This is a genomic window from Pseudomonas sp. PA-7-1E (assembly GCF_021605325.1).
In the GTDB taxonomy this organism is placed as follows: domain Bacteria; phylum Pseudomonadota; class Gammaproteobacteria; order Pseudomonadales; family Pseudomonadaceae; genus Aquipseudomonas; species Aquipseudomonas fluorescens_BV.
In genome coordinates this window covers 1-17,811 of the sequence record NZ_WKFA01000084.1, presented here as the reverse complement: position 1 = coordinate 17,811, position 17,811 = coordinate 1, and the positions used below count along the sequence as shown (strand labels likewise).

General features: G+C 61.7%; 18 protein-coding genes. 10 read left to right on the top strand and 8 right to left on the bottom strand.

Features of this window, described 5'->3' with window-relative positions; genetic code table 11:
• Nucleotides 1-254 precede the first annotated feature (254 nt).
• The 6 genes from rluB to GIW79_RS27990 all read right to left on the bottom strand — a co-directional run bounded on the left by rluB (nt 255) and on the right by GIW79_RS27990 (nt 5,183).
• Nucleotides 255-1,463 carry a 23S rRNA pseudouridine(2605) synthase RluB gene (gene rluB, locus GIW79_RS28015; RefSeq protein ID WP_060763603.1) on the bottom strand — a complete coding sequence of 403 codons (1,209 nt, stop codon included), beginning with the start codon at nt 1,461-1,463 and terminating at the stop codon, nt 255-257.
• Between the two features lie 143 nt (nt 1,464-1,606).
• Nucleotides 1,607-1,798, bottom strand: a complete 192-nt coding sequence (locus GIW79_RS28010) for a DUF1289 domain-containing protein (RefSeq protein WP_034128540.1) — start codon at nt 1,796-1,798, stop codon at nt 1,607-1,609.
• A gap of 126 nt (nt 1,799-1,924) precedes the next feature.
• The gene (gene scpB / locus GIW79_RS28005) at nt 1,925-2,845 is read right to left on the bottom strand and encodes an SMC-Scp complex subunit ScpB (RefSeq protein ID WP_003193794.1); all 921 of its coding nucleotides are present in this window, start codon (nt 2,843-2,845) and stop codon (nt 1,925-1,927) included.
• 12 nt (nt 2,846-2,857) lie between these two features.
• On the bottom strand, nt 2,858-3,556 hold the full coding sequence (locus GIW79_RS28000; protein WP_164365898.1) for a segregation and condensation protein A: 699 nt from the start codon (nt 3,554-3,556) through the stop codon (nt 2,858-2,860).
• 120 nt (nt 3,557-3,676) lie between these two features.
• Nucleotides 3,677-4,306 (bottom strand): L-threonylcarbamoyladenylate synthase, encoded by a 630-nt coding sequence (locus GIW79_RS27995; RefSeq protein WP_003193796.1) that lies wholly within the window; start codon nt 4,304-4,306, stop codon nt 3,677-3,679.
• 13 nt (nt 4,307-4,319) lie between these two features.
• A complete protein-coding gene (locus tag GIW79_RS27990; RefSeq protein ID WP_054898402.1) occupies nt 4,320-5,183 on the bottom strand; it encodes a PHP domain-containing protein in 864 nt (287 codons plus the stop codon).
• An 87-nt stretch (nt 5,184-5,270) separates the two neighbouring features.
• On the opposite strand from GIW79_RS27990, the gene GIW79_RS27985 reads away from it, so the two are divergent.
• The 6 genes from GIW79_RS27985 (at nt 5,271) to GIW79_RS27960 (ending at nt 10,444) form a co-directional block, all read left to right on the top strand.
• Nucleotides 5,271-5,858: a septation protein A gene (locus GIW79_RS27985; RefSeq protein ID WP_054898401.1), complete on the top strand. Its 588-nt coding sequence runs from the start codon at nt 5,271-5,273 to the stop codon at nt 5,856-5,858.
• A 1-nt stretch (nt 5,859) separates the two neighbouring features.
• On the top strand, nt 5,860-6,159 hold the full coding sequence (locus GIW79_RS27980; RefSeq protein WP_034128543.1) for a YciI family protein: 300 nt from the start codon (nt 5,860-5,862) through the stop codon (nt 6,157-6,159).
• A gap of 100 nt (nt 6,160-6,259) precedes the next feature.
• A complete protein-coding gene (locus GIW79_RS27975) occupies nt 6,260-6,937 on the top strand; it encodes a response regulator transcription factor (RefSeq protein WP_003193803.1) in 678 nt (225 codons plus the stop codon).
• Between the two features lie 250 nt (nt 6,938-7,187).
• Entirely contained in the window at nt 7,188-7,646 is a 459-nt protein-coding gene (locus GIW79_RS27970; protein WP_034128544.1) for an LTXXQ domain protein, read from the top strand.
• Between the two features lie 64 nt (nt 7,647-7,710).
• A complete protein-coding gene (locus GIW79_RS27965; RefSeq protein ID WP_054898400.1) occupies nt 7,711-9,057 on the top strand; it encodes a sensor histidine kinase in 1,347 nt (448 codons plus the stop codon).
• Nucleotides 9,058-9,094: 37 nt separating this feature from the next.
• On the top strand, nt 9,095-10,444 hold the full coding sequence (locus GIW79_RS27960) for a CoA transferase (RefSeq protein WP_057975118.1): 1,350 nt from the start codon (nt 9,095-9,097) through the stop codon (nt 10,442-10,444).
• 104 nt (nt 10,445-10,548) lie between these two features.
• On the opposite strand, the gene GIW79_RS27950 is transcribed toward GIW79_RS27960, so the two are convergent.
• A complete protein-coding gene (locus GIW79_RS27950; RefSeq protein ID WP_236454411.1) occupies nt 10,549-11,400 on the bottom strand; it encodes a DNA-3-methyladenine glycosylase family protein in 852 nt (283 codons plus the stop codon).
• The gene (gene arcD, locus GIW79_RS27945) at nt 11,397-12,824 is read right to left on the bottom strand and encodes an arginine-ornithine antiporter (protein WP_181123891.1); all 1,428 of its coding nucleotides are present in this window, start codon (nt 12,822-12,824) and stop codon (nt 11,397-11,399) included. Before arcD (GIW79_RS27945) ends, GIW79_RS27950 begins: the two co-directional genes overlap by 4 nt.
• A 397-nt stretch (nt 12,825-13,221) precedes the next feature.
• Between arcD (GIW79_RS27945) and arcD (GIW79_RS27940) the strand changes: the two genes are divergently transcribed.
• The 4 genes from arcD (GIW79_RS27940) to GIW79_RS27925 all read left to right on the top strand — a co-directional run.
• The gene (gene arcD / locus GIW79_RS27940; RefSeq protein ID WP_014719693.1) at nt 13,222-14,649 is read left to right on the top strand and encodes an arginine-ornithine antiporter; all 1,428 of its coding nucleotides are present in this window, start codon (nt 13,222-13,224) and stop codon (nt 14,647-14,649) included.
• Nucleotides 14,650-14,673: 24 nt separating this feature from the next.
• The gene (gene arcA, locus GIW79_RS27935; protein WP_014719694.1) at nt 14,674-15,930 is read left to right on the top strand and encodes an arginine deiminase; all 1,257 of its coding nucleotides are present in this window, start codon (nt 14,674-14,676) and stop codon (nt 15,928-15,930) included.
• A gap of 12 nt (nt 15,931-15,942) precedes the next feature.
• On the top strand, nt 15,943-16,953 hold the full coding sequence (locus tag GIW79_RS27930) for an ornithine carbamoyltransferase (RefSeq protein ID WP_014719695.1): 1,011 nt from the start codon (nt 15,943-15,945) through the stop codon (nt 16,951-16,953).
• A 135-nt stretch (nt 16,954-17,088) separates the two neighbouring features.
• The coding region (locus GIW79_RS27925; RefSeq protein ID WP_236477454.1) for a carbamate kinase at nt 17,089-17,811 on the top strand (723 nt) is incomplete at its 3' end.

Here is a 17,811-nt window from a genome sequence, read left to right as displayed (position 1 = left end):
AACACAGGGGAGTGGGGGCGGGGGGGCTTGCCCCCGCGGGACGGCGGAGCAGTCCTTTTTTGGGGGCCGCTTCGCGCCCCAGCGGGAGCAAGCTCCCTCGCCACAGTTACCGATTCTGTCTTAACTGACTGGCATTAGGGCTTGCCCACCGCTATCACAGGCAAGCCAGCTGCCACAGTTGATTGCATTTCGAATGTAGATCGCAAAAAAAACGCCAACCCTAGGGTTGGCGTTTTCGCGCAGCACTTAGCGCATCACTGCGGCTTCTTGCGGCCAAAACCAGGACGCTGGCCGGAACCGGCCGGGGCGCCACGGCGCTTGCCCGAAGGCTCGTCCGCGACCAGTTTCGGGCCAGGGCGCTTGTTCGCCGCTGGCTTGGCTGGACGCTTGGTGCTGGCGTTGTCGGCCGGGCGATCCGCTTCACCACGGTTGCTGCGACCACCCGCCGGAGCAGGACGCGGCGTACGTGGCGCACGCTCACCTTCTTGACGCGATGGCGCGGTGGGGCGGCGTTCGCCTTCAATGTGCGGCTGACGCGAGATACGACCGCCGGTGGCCGGTGCATCCAGCGCAGGGCGCAGGGTGCGAGCAACACGTTCGGTACGTGGCACTGGGCGCGACGATTTACGCTGCATACGCTCAAGCTTGTCTTTGCTCTTGGCGTTCATCTGCGGCATGGCAACCGGCGTCAGGCCCACTTCGGCGCTGAGGATATCGACTTCGTACTGGCTCATTTCGCGCCAGCGGCCCATCGGCAGGTCGGAGTTCAGGAACACCGGACCAAAACGCACGCGCTTGAGGCGGCTGACCACCAGGCCCTGGGACTCCCACAGGCGACGCACTTCACGGTTACGGCCTTCCATCACCACGCAGTGGTACCAGTGGTTGAAACCTTCGCCACCCGGCGCCTGCTTGATGTCGGTGAACTTGGCCGGGCCGTCTTCGAGCACCACGCCCGCCTTGAGGCGTTCGATCATCTCGTCATCGACTTCACCACGTACACGCACGGCGTATTCACGGTCCATCTCATAGGACGGGTGCATCAGGCGGTTGGCCAACTCACCGTCAGTGGTGAACATCAGCAAGCCGGTGGTGTTGATGTCCAGGCGACCGATGTTGATCCAGCGGCCTTCTTTAGGCTTGGGCATCTTGTCGAACACGGTCGGACGGCCTTCCGGGTCGTCACGGGTGCAGATCTCGCCGTCGGGCTTGTTGTACATGATCACGCGGCGCACCGATTCGGCGGCCTCTTCACGCTTGATGACCTTGCCATCAATGGTGATTGCATCGTGCAGGTCGACGCGCTGGCCGAGGGTTGCCTCGACGCCGTTGACCTTGATGCGCTTCTGGGTGATCCAGGCTTCGACGTCGCGGCGCGAGCCCACGCCGATACGCGCCAGCACTTTTTGCAGCTTTTCGCCTGCTGGGCCGATTTCCTGGTCTTTCTGGTCTTGGTCATTCATCGTAAGCACCTCCCGGTGGGTCGATTCAGGCGTGGCCTGAGGGTATTGAAAGCGGGGCCTTGGCCGAATAGGTCGGCAAGGGGCCGCGAATCATACGCGCATGGCGCGTGTTGCGCATCACAGACTAGTCGATAACGCCCAGCTCATTTGCTTTTCCGCCGACCGGTGGCCCCCAGGGCCAGCAATCGCAGCTCGGCTTCGGCCAGCACCGTGCGCTTGTCGGCTTTATCGAGCTTCTTCCAGGCACGGATTTCACGCTTGCTGCGGCCACAGCCGACGCAGATGTCATCGTTGAATTTGCAGATGCTGATGCACGGGTCTTTCATGGCACTCATGGTCGATCCTCTGTGGGAGCTGGCTTGCCTGCGATGACATCACCTCCTTGCATCTGAGAGACCGAGGCGTCTGCATCGCAGGCAAGCCAGCTCCCACATGGGTTGCGCGGTGAACGTCAGAGCCGGTCAGTCTTCGAGCTGACGGCGTTCGTTCTCGATGGCCTCGGCCAGCGCCCGGGCTTCGTCTTCTTCGTCACTCAGGGGCGGCTGTTCGAGGGCGGCGACGGCGGCCAGGAGCTTTTCCCGGGCTTGGGCCACGCCAAGCACATCGTCTTCGGCTTCGACCTCAGGCTCGGATTCAACGTTCACCTGGGTTTCTGGCTCCGCCGCACCATCACGCAGCAAATCGTCGAAGTCGGTCTTGATCCCCTGCTCCATGTCGTCCAGCTCCAGCAACAACGTATGGAAACTGGTTTCGTCCTTGGGCTCCTCCGGCTCGGCGCTGGCGTCGGCCAGTTCCTGCAGGCTTTGCGGCACCGGTGCGTCGTCGAAGTCGAGCACCGGCTCGGCCTCCATTTCGCGCAGCTCGGCCAGGGGCGGCAAATCGTCAAGGTTTTTCAGGTTGAAGTGATCGAGAAACACCTTGGTGGTGGCGAACATGGCCGGCTTGCCCGGCACATCGCGGTAGCCAACAATGCGGATCCACTCACGTTCCAGCAGGGTCTTGACGATATGGCTGTTGACCGCCACACCACGCACGTCTTCGATCTCGCCCCGGGTGATGGGCTGGCGATAGGCGATCAGCGCCATGGTCTCCAGCATCGCCCGGGAGTAGCGCTGCGGGCGTTCTTCCCACAAACGCCCGACCCACGGTGAAAACTTCTCACGGATCTGCAGGCGGTAACCCGACGCCACTTCACGCAGTTCAAAGGCACGGCCCTCGCAGGATTTGCGCAGGATCTCCAAGGCCTTCTTGAAGACCGGCGGCTCCGGGCGTTCGGCCTCTTCAAAGAGTTCGAACAGGCGCTCCAGAGATTGCGGTTTGCCCGAGGCCAGGAGAAAGGCCTCCAGCAAAGGGGCCAGTTCGCGGGGTTCAGTCAGATTCATCGATTCAGCTCGTTATTCGGCTCGCGCCCGCACGTGGATAGCCGCAAAAGGCTCATTCTGCACCAGCTCGACCAAGGACTCCTTCACCAGCTCAAGGATCGCCATAAAGGTCACCACCACGCCCAGTCGGCCCTCTTCGGCAGTAAACAACTCGACAAAGGGCACAAACCCACCTCCCTTGAGACGTTCCAGCACATCGCTCATGCGCTCGCGGGTGGACAGCGCTTCACGGCTGACCTGGTGGCTCTCGAACATATCGCCGCGGCGCAGTACTTCGGCCATGGACATCAGCAATTCTTCCAGACTCACGTCCGGCAGCAACTTGCGCGCGCGCGCCTCGGGAGCGTCGAGCTTGGGCACCACCACATCACGGCCCACACGGCTCAGGCCGTCGATGCCTTCGGCGGCGGCCTTGAAGCGTTCGTACTCCTGCAGGCGGCGGATCAGCTCGGCGCGCGGGTCATCCTCTTCGGCTTCCACCGTCTCCGAGCGCGGCAACAGCATGCGCGACTTGATCTCGGCGAGCATGGCGGCCATGACCAGGTACTCGGCGGCCAGTTCCAGGCGCACCGACTGCATCAGCTCGACATAGCCCATGTATTGGCGGGTAATTTCTGCCACCGGAATGTCAAGGATGTTGATGTTCTGCTTGCGGATCAGGTACAGCAGCAAGTCCAGCGGGCCTTCGAAGGCTTCAAGGAACACCTCCAGGGCGTCCGGCGGGATGTACAGGTCCAGGGGCATTTCCATGACCGCCTGGCCATACACCATGGCAAACGGCAGTTCCTGCTGGGCGCCAGCCTGGGGATCAGCGGCTTCCACGGCTGACATTCAGGCCTCGACCATGAACGGAGCCGGGTCGCCACAACCCACACGCACCACTTCTGGCTCGCCATCGGCCAGGTTGATCACCGTGGAGGCCTTGTTGCCACCGTAGCCGCCGTCGATGATCAGGTCGACGTGCTTTTCCAGCAAACGGCGCATTTCGTAAGGGTCGTACAACGGCTCGGTTTCGCCGGGCAGGATCAACGACACGCTCATCAGCGGTTCGCCCAATTCGGCCAGCAGCGCCAGGGCAATCGGGTGTTCCGGCACGCGCAGGCCAATGGTGCGCTTCTTCGGGTGCAGCAACAGGCGCGGCACTTCGCGGGTGGCGTTGAGGATGAAGGTGTAGGGCCCCGGCGTGTGGGCCTTGAGCAGGCGGAAGGTGCCGGTGTCGACCTTGGCGAACAGCCCGAGCTGGGACAAGTCGCTGCAGATCAGCGCAAAGTTGTGCTTGTCGTCCAGCTGGCGCAGGCGTCTTACTCGCTCCACCGCGCCCTTGTCGCCGATCTGGCAGCCAATGGCGTAGGACGAATCAGTCGGATAGATCACCACGCCGCCGGCACGGATGATCTCCACGGCCTGTTTGATCAGGCGCGCCTGAGGGTTTTCCGGATGAATCTGGAAGAATTGGCTCACGTGCTCTACCTGTTCAGACGGTGGCAATAATGGGGTCATGCTTGAATCGCCCCCACAACAGCGGCAGATCTTCCGGGACCTGGCGATATTCGCCAATCTCGGACCAGCCGCCTGGGCCATGAAAGTCACTGCCGGCACTGACCAGCAGACCAAATTCGCGGGCGAGGATCGCCAGGCTGCCGACCTGTTCGGCGGGTTGATGCCCATTGACCACCTCGATGGCGTGGCCACCCGCTCCAATATAGTCGCTGATCAGCTTGCGGCGCTTGCTGCGGGTGAAATCGTAATGCCAGGGATGCGCCAGGCTCACCCAGGCCCCGGAGGCCCGCAGGGTCTGGACGGTGTCTTCCAGGGTTGGCCAGTGCAGCTTCACATCGCCCAACTTGCCGGCGCCCAGCCATTTGCGAAAGGCCTCGGCGCGATCCTTCACATAGCCTTCACGCACCATCCAGTCGGCAAAGTGCGGACGGGCCGGTGCGTTGCCGCTGTCGCCCAGTTCCTGCTGGATAGCACGGGCGCCATCGAGGGCACCAGGCATGCCTTTAAGGCTGAGCTTGCGGCTTATTTCTTCGGACCGCAGCCAGCGGCCATCGTGCAATTGGGCAATCGCCGCCACCAAGGGCGGGGCCTTTTGATCAAAACCGTAGCCCAGCACGTGGATGGTGGCGCCGCCCCAGGTGCAGGACAATTCCACGCCGTTAACCAGCTGCATACCCAGGGAGTGCGCGGCCTGGCGGGCTTCGTCGAGGCCTTCAAGGGTGTCATGGTCGGTCAATGCCAAAACTCGCACGCCTCTTTCGAACGCACGCGCAACCAGTACAGCGGGCGCCAGGGCGCCGTCGGAGGCCGTGCTGTGGCAGTGCAAATCAACATTCACGGGGGTGTGTAACCTCAAGTCAGCTGGCGCTATCGCAACCAAGGATGTTTGTTATTATGCCGACACATCCAGCTTCTGGCTCTTACTGTGAAACAATTCATCGACTTCATCCCGCTGTTGCTGTTTTTCATCGTTACCAAACTCGACCCCAGGGTCATCGAAATCGCCGGCCACGAGCTGTCGTTCGGGGGCATCTACAGTGCCACTGCCGTACTGATCATCAGCTCTATCGTAGTGTACGGCGCCATCTTCATCTCGCAGCGCAAGCTGGAAAAAAGCCAATGGCTCACCCTCGTCGCCTGCCTGGTGTTCGGCGGCCTGACCCTGGCCTTCCACAGCGAAACCTTCCTTAAATGGAAAGCCCCGGTGGTCAACTGGCTGTTCGCCCTGGTGTTTATCGGCAGCCACTTCATCGGTGACCGCCTGCTGATCAAGCGGATCATGGGCCATGCGCTGACCTTGCCGGAGCCGGTGTGGGGGCGCCTGAACGTGGCCTGGATCGTGTTCTTCCTGTTCTGCGGCGCCGCCAACCTGTTCGTGGCCTTCACCTTCCAGGACTACTGGGTCGACTTCAAAGTGTTTGGCAGCCTGGGCATGACCGTATTGTTTTTGATCGGCCAGGGCATCTACCTGTCACGCCACCTGCATGACACCACACCGAAAACCGAGGACTGACATGCTCTACGCCATCATTGCCACCGACGTTGCCAACTCCCTGGAAAAACGCCTGAGCGTACGCCCGGCCCACGTCGAGCGCCTCAAACAGCTGCAAGCCGAAGGCCGCATGGTACTGGCCGGCCCGCACCCGGCCGTCGACAGCAACGACCCAGGCGACGCGGGTTTCAGCGGAAGCCTGATCGTCGCCGAGTTCGCCTCCCTGGCCGACGCCCAGGCCTGGGCCAAGGCTGACCCTTATGTCGCAGCAGGCGTCTACGCCGATGTAGTGGTCAAGCCGTTCAAGCAAGTCTTGCCTTGAGCCTGGCTGCGTCGAACCTAATCGTTTCGGCGCACTCCTAATGGCTCACGGCGTCACCGGTGGGGCCTTCGCCGCCGACAATGGCTAAATTGAGTGAGTCATGAGCGAGCTGTTACTGATAGATGATGACCAGGAGCTCTGTGAGCTGCTGACCAGTTGGTTGAGCCAGGAAGGTTTCCAGGTACGCGCCTGCCATGACGGCTTGAGTGCCCGAAAAGCCCTGGCCGACAGTGCGCCGGCGGCCGTCGTACTGGATGTTATGCTGCCCGACGGCAGCGGCCTGGAGCTGCTCAAGCAATTGCGCAACGACCACCCGGAGCTGCCGGTGCTGATGCTCTCGGCCCGGGGCGAACCCCTGGACCGCATCCTCGGCCTGGAACTGGGCGCCGACGATTACCTGGCCAAGCCTTGCGACCCACGCGAACTGACGGCGCGCCTGCGCGCCGTATTACGCCGCAGCCACCCGGCCGCGGTATCGACCCAGCTGGAACTGGGGGACCTGTGCTTCAGCCCGGTGCGCGGCGTGGTCAGCATCGATGAACAGGAGTTCGCCCTCACCGTCTCCGAAAGCCGCCTGCTCGAAGCATTGCTGCGTCAGCCCGGCGAGCCCCTGGATAAACAGGAACTGGCGCAGATCGCCCTGGGCCGCAAGCTGACCCTGTATGACCGCAGCCTGGATATGCACGTCAGCAACCTGCGTAAAAAGATCGGCCCACACCCCGATGGCCGGCCACGGATCGTGGCGCTGCGTAGTCGTGGTTACTACTACAGCCTCTAAACATCACGCTCAACCCTGGGGGAGCTGGCTTGCCTGCGATAGTGGTGGGCCAGTTAGCATGAGGGTGACTGACACACCGCTATCGCAGGCAAGCCAGCTCCCACCCGCGTTCTCATCAGCCTCGAGGGTTTTGTCAGTTCCTATCAAACCCGTCTTTACCGAAGCTTTACCCTCCCCTGACCGCCGCTGACCTTGCGCTGCGTAACCTACTCACATCCGGACTCACCGGAATAGAGACAGGAGAATCACCATGCGCAAGACCCTTATCGCTTTGATGTTCGCCACTGCCCTGCCCACCGTTGCCATGGCAATGCCGGAAGGCCCAGGCCCGATGGGTGGTCCTGAAAGCCACATGATGGGCGGCCCAGGCCACGGTGAACACGGTCCGCGTGGCAAAGGCGGCCCGTTCAGCCAGCTGGACTTGAGCAAGGAACAGCGCGAGCAGATCCGCAAGCTGATGGGTGACCAATGGCACGCCCGCAAAGACCTGGTCAAAAAGTACCTGGACAAACTGCCAGCCGCTGACCAGAAGGCGATGCAGGACGAAATCGCCGCCGGCAAGCAGAAAACCCAGACCGATATCCGTGCCGTGCTCAAGCCCGACCAGCAGAAGAAGTACGACGAAATCGTCAAGAAACAAGCCGAACGCCGCGCCGAATGGAAAGAGTTCCAGGCCTGGAAAGCCCAGCAAGCGCAAAAAGCGCAATAATGACCTAGCTTCACCCCAGCCCAGTGGTTCGCGCCGCTGGGCTTTTCCTGTTTGAGGGTTTCCTGTGCGTTCATTGTTCTGGCGTATCCTGGCGAGTTTCTGGCTGGCCATCGCCCTGGTTGCCGGTTTGTCGATCCTGCTTGGGCACATGCTCAACCAGGATGCCTGGATTCTCAGCCGCCACCCTGGCCTCAACAACCTGGCCCAAGAGTGGACGCAGCTCTACGAAACCCAGGGCGAAGACGCCGCCCAGGAGTTGCTGCAGCAGCGCAAACGCCAGTACCACATCGACGTGCAAGTGCTTAACGAAAGCGGCGACCCGGTGGTGCGCGGCACCTTCCCGCGCCGCGCCGCCGCGTTCGAAGCCCGCCAGAACGACAGCCAAGACGGCCACCTGCCGTGGCGACGCCTGACCGCCGAGTACACCAGCGCCAAAACCGGCGACACCTACCTATTGATCTACCGTATTCCTCACCCGGAGCTGGACGCCTGGCACCGCAGCAGCCTGCTGTGGCCGCTCAGTGCATTGGCGATTACCCTGGTGGTGCTGACCCTGTTCAGCCTGCTGGTGACCTTGTCCATCACCCGCCCACTCAGCCGTTTGCGCGGCGCGGTGCATGATCTGGGGCAAACCACTTATCAACAGAACAGCCTGGCGCAACTGGCCAATCGGCGCGACGAGTTCGGCGTGCTGGCCAACGACTTCAACCGCATGGGCGCACGCCTGCAAAGCCTGATCGGCAGCCAGCGCCAGTTGCTGCGCGACGTGTCCCACGAACTGCGCTCGCCGTTGGCGCGCTTGCGTATCGCCCTGGCCCTGGCCGAACGCGCCAGCCCCGAAGAACGGGAAAAACTCTGGCCGCGCCTGACCCGCGAATGCGATCGACTGGAGGCCTTGATCAGCGAGATCCTGGTATTGGCGCGGGTCGACGCCGACAACGCCAGCGCCGAAGACATCGACCTCACCCCGTTGCTTAAAACGCTGCAAAAGGACGCCCAACTCAGTGCCCCCGAGCAAGTGGTGCAACTGACGACTGCCAATGACTTGCAGCTTAAAGGCTGGCCGACCATGATCGAACGCGCCGTGGACAACCTGCTGCGCAATGCCCAGCGCTTCAACCCGGTGGGCGAACCGATTGAATTGCAGGCCCAGCATCAAGGCGGGCGCATTCTGATCAGCGTACGCGACCACGGCCCCGGCGTTGAAGCCGAGCACCTGAGCCAATTGGGCGAGCCGTTCTACCGGGCGCCAGGCCAGACCGCCCAAGGCCATGGCCTGGGCCTGGCCATCGCCCGTCGCGCCGCCGAGCGCCATGGCGGTAACCTGATCCTGGCCAACCATCCCGATGGCGGCTTTATCGCCAGCATCGAACTGCCCTTGATCCCTGGGGTTGCCACACCGGTGGGATGATCTTCTATAGTGGCCCTTCTCTTACGGAGGGCCTTTGATGACAGACCTGCTGACTCCCATCCAAGCCGCACTCGCTTTACCGCACGCCCCACTGCCCCAGACCCAGGCCGGCGCCTTGCCCTCGACCTTCGCCGTGACAGACCTGGCGGCCGCCAGCATCGGCGCCGCGGGCCAGGCCGTCGCCCAGTTGATTGAGCAACAAACCGGGCGCCTGCCCAGCGTCAGCGTGGATCGGCGCCTGGCCTCGTTGTGGTTCTCCTCGTCGATTCGCCCCGTGGGGTGGCAAGTGCCGCCTTTGTGGGACCCGGTAGCGGGTGATTACGCCAGCGTGGATGGCTGGATCCGTCTGCACACCAACGCGCCCCATCACCGCGCAGCGGCCGAGCGGGTATTGGGGCCTGCCGCTGATCGCGCAGCCATGGCGAGTAGAGTCGCGACCTGGAAAGCCGCCGAACTGGAACAGGCGGTTGTCGATGCGGGCGGTTGTGCGGCGCAGATGCGTAGCTGGCAAGCCTGGCAGCAGCATCCCCAAGGCTTGGCGGTAAACGCCGAAGCGTTGATCCAGCGTCAGGTCTTCGAACGCGGCACCGACAAACCCTGGCTCGGTTCCGCAGCGCGCCCACTGGCCGGCATCAAGGTGCTGGATTTAACCCGGGTGCTGGCCGGCCCGGTGGCCAGTCGTTTCCTCGCCGGCTTGGGTGCCAGCGTACTGCGCATCGACTCGCCCACCTGGAACGAACCTGGCGTCGTCCCGGAAATGACCCTGGGTAAACGCTGCGCCCGCCTGGATCTAACGAGCCACGACGACCGGCAAGTGTTCGAAGCGTTGCTCAAGGACGCCGACATCCTGTTCCACGGTTACCGCGCCGATGCCCTGGAGCAACTCGGTTATACCCTTGGCGAACGTCAGCACATCGCCCCCGGACTGATCGACGTCAGCCTCAACGCCTACGGCTGGAGCGGCCCATGGCGTAATCGGCGTGGCTTTGACAGCCTGGTGCAGATGAGCAGCGGGATTGCCGAGGCGGGCATGGCCTGGAAACAGACGGATAAACCGCTGCCGCTGCCGGTGCAGGCGCTGGATCACGCCACCGGCTATTTGATGGCCGCCAGTGCGATCCGGGCGTTGGCCGAGCGCCTGGACTCCGGACGCGGCGGTTCGGCGCGCTTGTCGTTGGCGCGTACGGCGAAGTTGCTGGTGGAGGCCGGGCAAGTGTCACAGCAAGCGGCATTGCGCGAAGAAGATATCAATGACCAAGGCCTGGTGGTGGAGCAGACAGCCTGGGGCCAGGCTCATCGGCTGCTAGCCCCGCTGAGCATCAGTGGCACGCCGTTGCAGTGGGATTTTCCGGCGGTGGAACTGGGTTCGCACCGGCCTCAGTGGTGACTAATACCCTGTAGGAGCGAGCTTGCTCGCGAAGGTCGCCAACGATAACGCGGGAAACCTGATACACAGCGGCGTTCTCAGGTTTTTCGCGAGCAAGCTCGCTCCTACAGGGTTGTCCACAAATGCTGCGCCGCATACGCCCTCAACGGCCGCCACGCGTCGGCCCGCGCCAATAACTGCCGCGCCGACACCGGCCCACCTTCCAAAGCCGCCAAAGCATTGATCAGCCCGATATCCCCCGACGCAAACGCATCCGCCTCGCGCAACTGGCGCATGGCGATGTACTGCGCGGTCCACTCTCCAATCCCCCGCAATGCCACCAACCGTGCAACCCCGTCCTGGAGGCTGGCCTTGGGTTCGAAAAGCTGTGGGTCATCCAACAGCGCCTGGGCCACACCAGACAACGTACGGCCCCGCGCCTTGGGCATGCCCAGGGTAGTCAGGTCCGCCGCAGCCAACACTTCAGGTGTCGGAAACAGGTGGGTAATACCGGCGTGCGGGGTTTGCAGGGTCTGGCCATACTGCGCCACCAGCTTGCCCGCCAGGCGAATCGCCGCCACCACGGTGATCTGCTGGCCCAGCACCGCACGAATCGCCAGTTCCAACCCATCCCAGGTGCCAGGCAACCGCAGGCCAGGGCGGGCCGCAACCAGTTGCGCCATCAGGGAGTCTTGCGACAATTGCGCGTTGATCACCTCAGGCACCGCGTCCAGATCAAACATCCTGCGCAAGCGCCGCTCGATCTCAGGCATCGCGGCAGGCTCGGGGAAGTCGACCGTCACCTCCAGCCAATCCCCCGCGCCCGGTTCGACGCTGACCCAGCCATGTCGCCCCGCCACACTGATGCTGCGCCGATACACGCCGGCGACCACGGTATCCAACCCGGTAATCGCCCGCGCCGATAGGAACCCCAGCATCGCCGCCCAGTCGTAGGGCGGTTGATACGCCAATCTCACAGTGACAATACCCCGCTATACAGCCCATACGCGGCCAACCCGGCGCCCGCGATCACGCCGCTGAAAATGCCTTTTTCCACGGTGGTAAACAAGGGTTGGCCCTGCTCGCGCTTGGCCAGGGCAAACAGGATCACACCCGGTGCGTACAGCAACGCCGACAGCAGCAAGTACTTCAAGCCCCCCGCATACAGCAGCCAGATCGCATAACCGAGGGCAACCAGTCCCACCAGCAGATCTTTCATGCGCCGACGCTGCCAGCCTGCATAGGTTTCGCCGCGCGCGCTCAACAGCACCGCATAGGCCGCCGACCACAAGTAAGGCACCAGGATCATCGAGGACGCCAGGTAGATCAGGGTGGTGTAGGTGCTGGCTGAAAACAGCGTGATCACCAGGAATGCCTGGATCATCACGTTGGTCAACCATAAGGCATTGACCGGCACCTGATTGGCGTTTTCCTTCTTCAGGAACGCCGGCATGGTCTTGTCCTGAGCGGTGGCATAGAGGATTTCCGCGCACAGCAGCGCCCAGGAGAGCAACGCCCCGAGCAGCGAAACCGCCAGGCCGAGGCTGATCAATACCGCGCCCCAAGGCCCGACGATATGCTCCAACACACCGGCCAGGGACGGGTTCTGCAATTGCGCCAACTCCGGCTGGCTCATGATGCCCAGGGACAGCACGTTCACCAGCACCAGCAAGGCCAGCACGCCCACAAAACCAATCACCGTGGCGCGCCCCACGTCCGAGCGTTTCTGTGCTCGCGCCGAGTACACACTGGCGCCTTCGATGCCGATAAATACGAACACCGTGACCAACATCATATGGCGCACCTGCTCGACCACGCTGCCCATTTGCGGATTGCCCAGGCCCCAGATATCGCGAGTAAAAATATCCGCCTTGAACGCAACGCCGGCGATCACGATAAACATCAGCAGCGGCACGATCTTCGCCACCGTCGTCACCTGGTTGATGAACGCTGCCTCTTTGATCCCGCGCATCACCAGAAAATGCACGGCCCACAGCAACAGCGACGCGCAGCCGATGGCGAGCGGTGTATTGCCCTGGCCGAATGCCGGAAAAAAGTAGCCAAGGGTGCTGAATAGCAAGACGAAATAACCGACATTGCCCATCCACGCACTGATCCAGTAACCCCAGGCGGATGAAAAGCCCATGTAATCGCCAAAACCCGCCTTGGCGTAGGCATACACCCCGGAGTCCAGTTCGGGCTTACGGTTCGCCAACGTCTGGAACACAAAGGCCAGGGTCAGCATGCCGATGGCGGTGATCGCCCAGCCGATCAAGATGGCCCCCACTTCGGCACGGGCAGCCATGTTCTGCGGCAATGAAAAGATGCCGCCGCCAATCATCGAGCCCACCACCAGGGCAATCAGGGCACTGAGCCGAAGTTTCTGGGCGGGTTGGGTCATGCAGCTTCCTCGAAATAAACGGTTGGGCGACAACTGCGCACATAAGTAATTCAGATTAATGACGTTGTCATAACATAAGGATATGTAAAGGTAGGAAGTTTAGGCTTATTTAGAATTTAAATACGTCAATTATGAAGCGATAGTCAAACAACGTACAAAAAATTTGCACATTCGCAAATACGAACTAGCGTCAACACCCATGTCCTCGACCAAATGATTAACCACAAAGCAAAGAGCGCTCTATCAAGCGCCTTTGCGGGACTTGTTCGCCCGCAAAAACCTCACCCTAAGTCGTTAATTCACAATGGAATGTGCCAATGAAGTGATCTGAGTCAGCTGTTTGATTAGCGCACGGAATTATTCTGTGGTCTCTCTTCTCCTGCATTGGAGTCATGCAATGTCTGAAACTCCCGGAAAACTTCGACTAGGCGCCCTGGTCGCACTTGTCGTCGGCTCGATGATTGGCGGCGGTATCTTTTCATTGCCACAAAACATGGCCGCCAGCGCCGATGTCGGTGCGGTGTTGATCGGCTGGGTGATTACCGCCATCGGCATGTTGACCCTCGCCTTCGTGTTCCAGACCCTCGCCAACCGCAAGCCTGACCTCGACGGCGGGGTCTACGCCTACGCCAAGGCCGGTTTCGGCGACTACATGGGCTTTTCATCCGCCTGGGGCTACTGGATCAGCGCTTGGCTGGGCAACGTCGGGTACTTCGTCTTGCTGTTCAGCACCTTGGGCTATTTCTTCCCGGTCTTTGGCGAGGGCAATACCCCGACGGCGGTGATCGCTGCGTCAGTGCTGTTGTGGGCCGTGCATTTCCTGGTGCTGCGCGGAATCAAGGAAGCGGCGTTCATTAACCTGGTAACCACCGTCGCCAAGGTGGTGCCGCTGCTGCTGTTCGTGCTCATCGCGCTGTTCGCGTTCAAGCTGGACATCTTCACCGCTGACATCTGGGGCGTGAAAAACCCGGACCTGGGCAGTGTGATGAACCAGGTGCGCAACATGATGCTGGTCACCGTGTGGGTGTTTATCGGCATCGAAGGTGCGAGCATCTTCTCGTCCCGTGCCGAGAAACGCAGTGACGTGGGCAAGGCCACCGTGATCGGCTTTATCACTGTGCTGCTGTTCCTGATGCTGGTGAACGTGCTGTCCCTGGGGATCATGACCCAGCCGGAACTGGCCAAGCTGCAAAACCCGTCGATGGCCGCCGTGCTGGAGCATGTGGTGGGCCACTGGGGCGCGGTGCTGATCAGCGTGGGCTTGATCATCTCCCTGCTCGGCGCGCTGCTGTCCTGGGTGCTGCTGTGTGCGGAGATCATGTTCGCCGCCGCCAAGGACCACACCATGCCGGAGTTCCTGCGCAAGGAAAACGCCAACCATGTGCCCGTCAACGCACTGTGGCTGACCAACGCAATGGTGCAGATATTCCTGGTGATCACGCTTTTTTCCGCCAGCACCTACCTGTCACTGATCTACCTCGCCACCTCGATGATCCTGGTGCCTTACCTGTGGTCGGCGGCCTACGCCCTGCTGCTGGCGGTGCGCGGCGAGACCTACGAGAACGCCCTCAAAGAGCGCAGGAAAGACCTGTTCATCGGCGCCATCGCCCTGATCTATGCGATCTGGCTGCTGTATGCCGGCGGCACCAAATACCTGCTGCTCTCCGCCCTGCTCTACGCCCCCGGCGCGATCCTGTTCGCCAAGGCCAAGCGTGAACTGGGCAAACCGATTTTCACCCCCGTCGAGAAGCTGATTTTCGCCGCAGTGGTCATTGGCGCCCTGGTGGCGGCCTATGGGCTCTACGACGGCTTCCTGACCCTGTAATTGTTGTTCACTGGAGGATCTGTAATGACCACGGAAAAAGTGAAGTACGGCGTACATTCCGAAGCCGGCAAACTGCGCAAAGTCATGGTGTGCTCCCCAGGTTTGGCCCACCAGCGGCTGACCCCCAACAACTGCGACGAGCTGCTGTTCGATGACGTGCTGTGGGTGGCCCAGGCCAAGCGCGACCACTTCGACTTCGTGACCAAGATGCGCGAGCGGGACATTGATGTGCTGGAAATGCACAACCTGCTCACCGACATCGTCGCCAACCCCGAAGCGCTGGACTGGATTCTGGAACGCAAGATCACCGCCAACACCGTAGGCCTGGGCCTGGTCGATGAAGTCGGTTCGTGGCTGCGCAGCCTGGAGCCGCGCAAAATCAGCGAGTACCTGATTGGCGGCGTATCGGCCGACGACCTGCCGAGCAGCTTCGGTGGCAAGACCATCGAGATGTTCCGCGATTTTCTCGGCCACGCCAGTTTCATCCTGCCGCCGCTGCCCAATACCCAGTTCACCCGCGACACCACCTGCTGGATCTACGGCGGCGTGACGCTCAACCCGATGTACTGGCCGGCGCGCCGCCAGGAAACCCTGCTGACCAGCGCCATCTATAAATTCCACCCTGAGTTCACCAACGCGGACTTCCAGATCTGGTACGGCGACCCCGACCAGGAACATGGCGCCGCGACGCTGGAAGGCGGCGACGTGATGCCGATTGGCAACGGCGTGGTATTGATCGGCATGGGCGAACGCTCGTCCCACCAGGCCATCGGCCAACTGGCGCGTAACCTGTTCCAGAACAAAGCCGTGGAACGCGTCATCGTTGCCGGCCTACCCAAATCCCGCGCCGCGATGCACCTGGACACCGTGTTCAGCTTCTGCGACCGCGACCTGGTCACCGTCTTCCCCGAAGTGGTCAACCAGATCGTGCCTTTCACCCTGCGCCCTGACGAGAGCAAGCCCCACGGCATCGACATTCAGCGCGAGAAAACCAACTTCCTCGAAACCGTGGCCGCAGCGCTCAACCTCAAGGCCCTGCGCGTCGTCGAGACCGGCGGCAACAGCTTCGCCGCCGAACGCGAGCAATGGGATGACGGCAACAACGTGGTGGCCGTGGAACCGGGCGTGGTGATTGGCTACGACCGCAACACCTACACCAACACCCTGCTGCGCAAGGCCGGTGTGGAAGTGATCACCATCAGCGCCGGTGAACTCGGCCGAGGCCGTGGGGGCGGCCACTGCATGACCTGCCCGATCATCCGCGACCCTATCGACTATTAAGGAGATTCCATCATGGCTTTCAATATGCGCAACCGCAGCCTGCTGTCGCTGATGCACCACACCACTCGCGAACTGCATTACCTGCTGGACCTGTCCCGCGATCTCAAACGCGCCAAATACACCGGCACCGAGCGTCCGCACCTGCAAGGCAAGAACATCGCGCTGATCTTCGAAAAGACCTCGACCCGCACTCGCTGTGCCTTCGAAGTCGCGGCCCATGACCAAGGCGCCCACGTCACCTATATCGACCCGGTGTCGTCGCAGATCGGCCACAAAGAAAGCATGAAAGACACCGCCCGCGTACTGGGCCGGATGTTCGATGCCATTGAATACCGTGGCTTTGAGCAGGAAATCGTCGAAGAGCTGGCCAAGTTCGCCGGTGTGCCGGTGTTCAACGGCCTCACCGCCGAATTCCACCCGACCCAGATGATCGCCGACACCCTGACCATGCGTGAACACAGCGACAAGCCGCTGCATGACATCAGCTACGCTTACCTCGGGGACGCCCGCTACAACATGGGCAACTCGCTGCTGATGATCGGCGCCAAGCTGGGCATGGACGTGCGCATCGGCGCGCCCAAAGCGCTGTGGCCCCATGAAGATTTCATCAAGCAATGCCAGGCCTTTGCCGAGGAAAGCGGCGCACGCATCACCATCACCGAAGACCCGAAAGAAGCCGTGAAAGGTGTGGACTTCATCCACACCGATATCTGGGTGTCCATGGGCGAACCGGTGGAAGCGTGGGACGAGCGCATCGAGCAACTGCTGCCGTACCAGGTCAACGCCAAGATGATGAAAGCCTCGGGCAACCCTCGGGTGAAATTCATGCATTGCCTGCCGGCGTTCCACAACAGTGAAACCAAGGTCGGCAAGGACATCGCGGCACGCTATCCGCACCTGGCCAATGGCGTGGAAGTGACCGAAGAGGTGTTCGAGTCGCCGGCCAATATCGCCTTCGAGCAGGCGGAAAACCGCATGCATACCATCAAGGCGATTCTGGTGTCGGCGTTGGCGGATATCTAATCCCACTCTGATCGTTCCCACGCTCCGCGTGGGAATGCAGCCAGTGGCGCTCTGCGCCACAGGAGCGGACGCAGAGCGTCCGGGGGGCATTCCCACGCAGAGCGTGGGAACGATCATTCTAGAAGGACATTCTGTATGCGCATCGTCGTAGCCCTGGGCGGCAACGCCCTCCTGCGTCGTGGTGAACCCATGACCGCAGACAACCAACGCGCCAATATCCGCATCGCCACCGAACAGATCGCCAAGATCCACCCCGGCAACGAGTTGGTGATCGCCCACGGCAATGGCCCGCAAGTGGGCCTGCTGTCATTGCAGGCGGCGGCCTACACCAGCGTCTCGCCCTATCCGTTGGACGTGCTGGGCGCCGAGACAGAGGGCATGATCGGCTACATCATCGAACAGGAACTGGGCAACCTGCTGGACTTTGAAGTGCCGTTCGCCACCCTGCTCACCCAGGTCGAAGTCGACGCCAAGGACCCGGCCTTCCAGAACCCCACCAAGCCTATCGGCCCTGTGTACGCCAAAGCCGTAGCCGAGAAACTCGCCGCAGAGAAAGGCTGGGCCATCGCGCCCGACGGCGACAAATACCGCCGTGTAGTCGCCAGCCCGCGTCCCAAACGCATCTTTGAAATTCGCCCGATCAAGTGGCTGCTGGAGAAAAAAGCCATCGTGATCTGCGCCGGTGGTGGCGGCATCCCCACCATGTATGGCGAAGATGGCAAGCTGCGCGGCATTGAAGCGGTGATCGACAAAGACTTGTGTTCCTCCTTGCTGGCCACGCAACTGGAGGCCGATTTGCTGGTGATCGCCACCGACGTCAACGCCGCCTTTATCGACTTCGGCAAGCCCACCCAGAAG

Coding starts and splice junctions, on each gene's coding strand:
- GIW79_RS27975 (WP_003193803.1), top strand. CDS start 6,260: ATGAGCGAGCTGTTACTGATAGATGATGACCAGGAGCTCTGTGAGCTG.
- arcD (WP_181123891.1), bottom strand. CDS start 12,824: ATGACCCAACCCGCCCAGAAACTTCGGCTCAGTGCCCTGATTGCCCTG.
- GIW79_RS27970 (WP_034128544.1), top strand. CDS start 7,188: ATGCGCAAGACCCTTATCGCTTTGATGTTCGCCACTGCCCTGCCCACC.
- rluB (WP_060763603.1), bottom strand. CDS start 1,463: ATGAATGACCAAGACCAGAAAGACCAGGAAATCGGCCCAGCAGGCGAA.
- arcA (WP_014719694.1), top strand. CDS start 14,674: ATGACCACGGAAAAAGTGAAGTACGGCGTACATTCCGAAGCCGGCAAA.
- GIW79_RS28010 (WP_034128540.1), bottom strand. CDS start 1,798: ATGAGTGCCATGAAAGACCCGTGCATCAGCATCTGCAAATTCAACGAT.
- GIW79_RS27980 (WP_034128543.1), top strand. CDS start 5,860: ATGCTCTACGCCATCATTGCCACCGACGTTGCCAACTCCCTGGAAAAA.
- arcD (WP_014719693.1), top strand. CDS start 13,222: ATGTCTGAAACTCCCGGAAAACTTCGACTAGGCGCCCTGGTCGCACTT.
- GIW79_RS27930 (WP_014719695.1), top strand. CDS start 15,943: ATGGCTTTCAATATGCGCAACCGCAGCCTGCTGTCGCTGATGCACCAC.
- scpB (WP_003193794.1), bottom strand. CDS start 2,845: ATGAATCTGACTGAACCCCGCGAACTGGCCCCTTTGCTGGAGGCCTTT.
- GIW79_RS27960 (WP_057975118.1), top strand. CDS start 9,095: ATGACAGACCTGCTGACTCCCATCCAAGCCGCACTCGCTTTACCGCAC.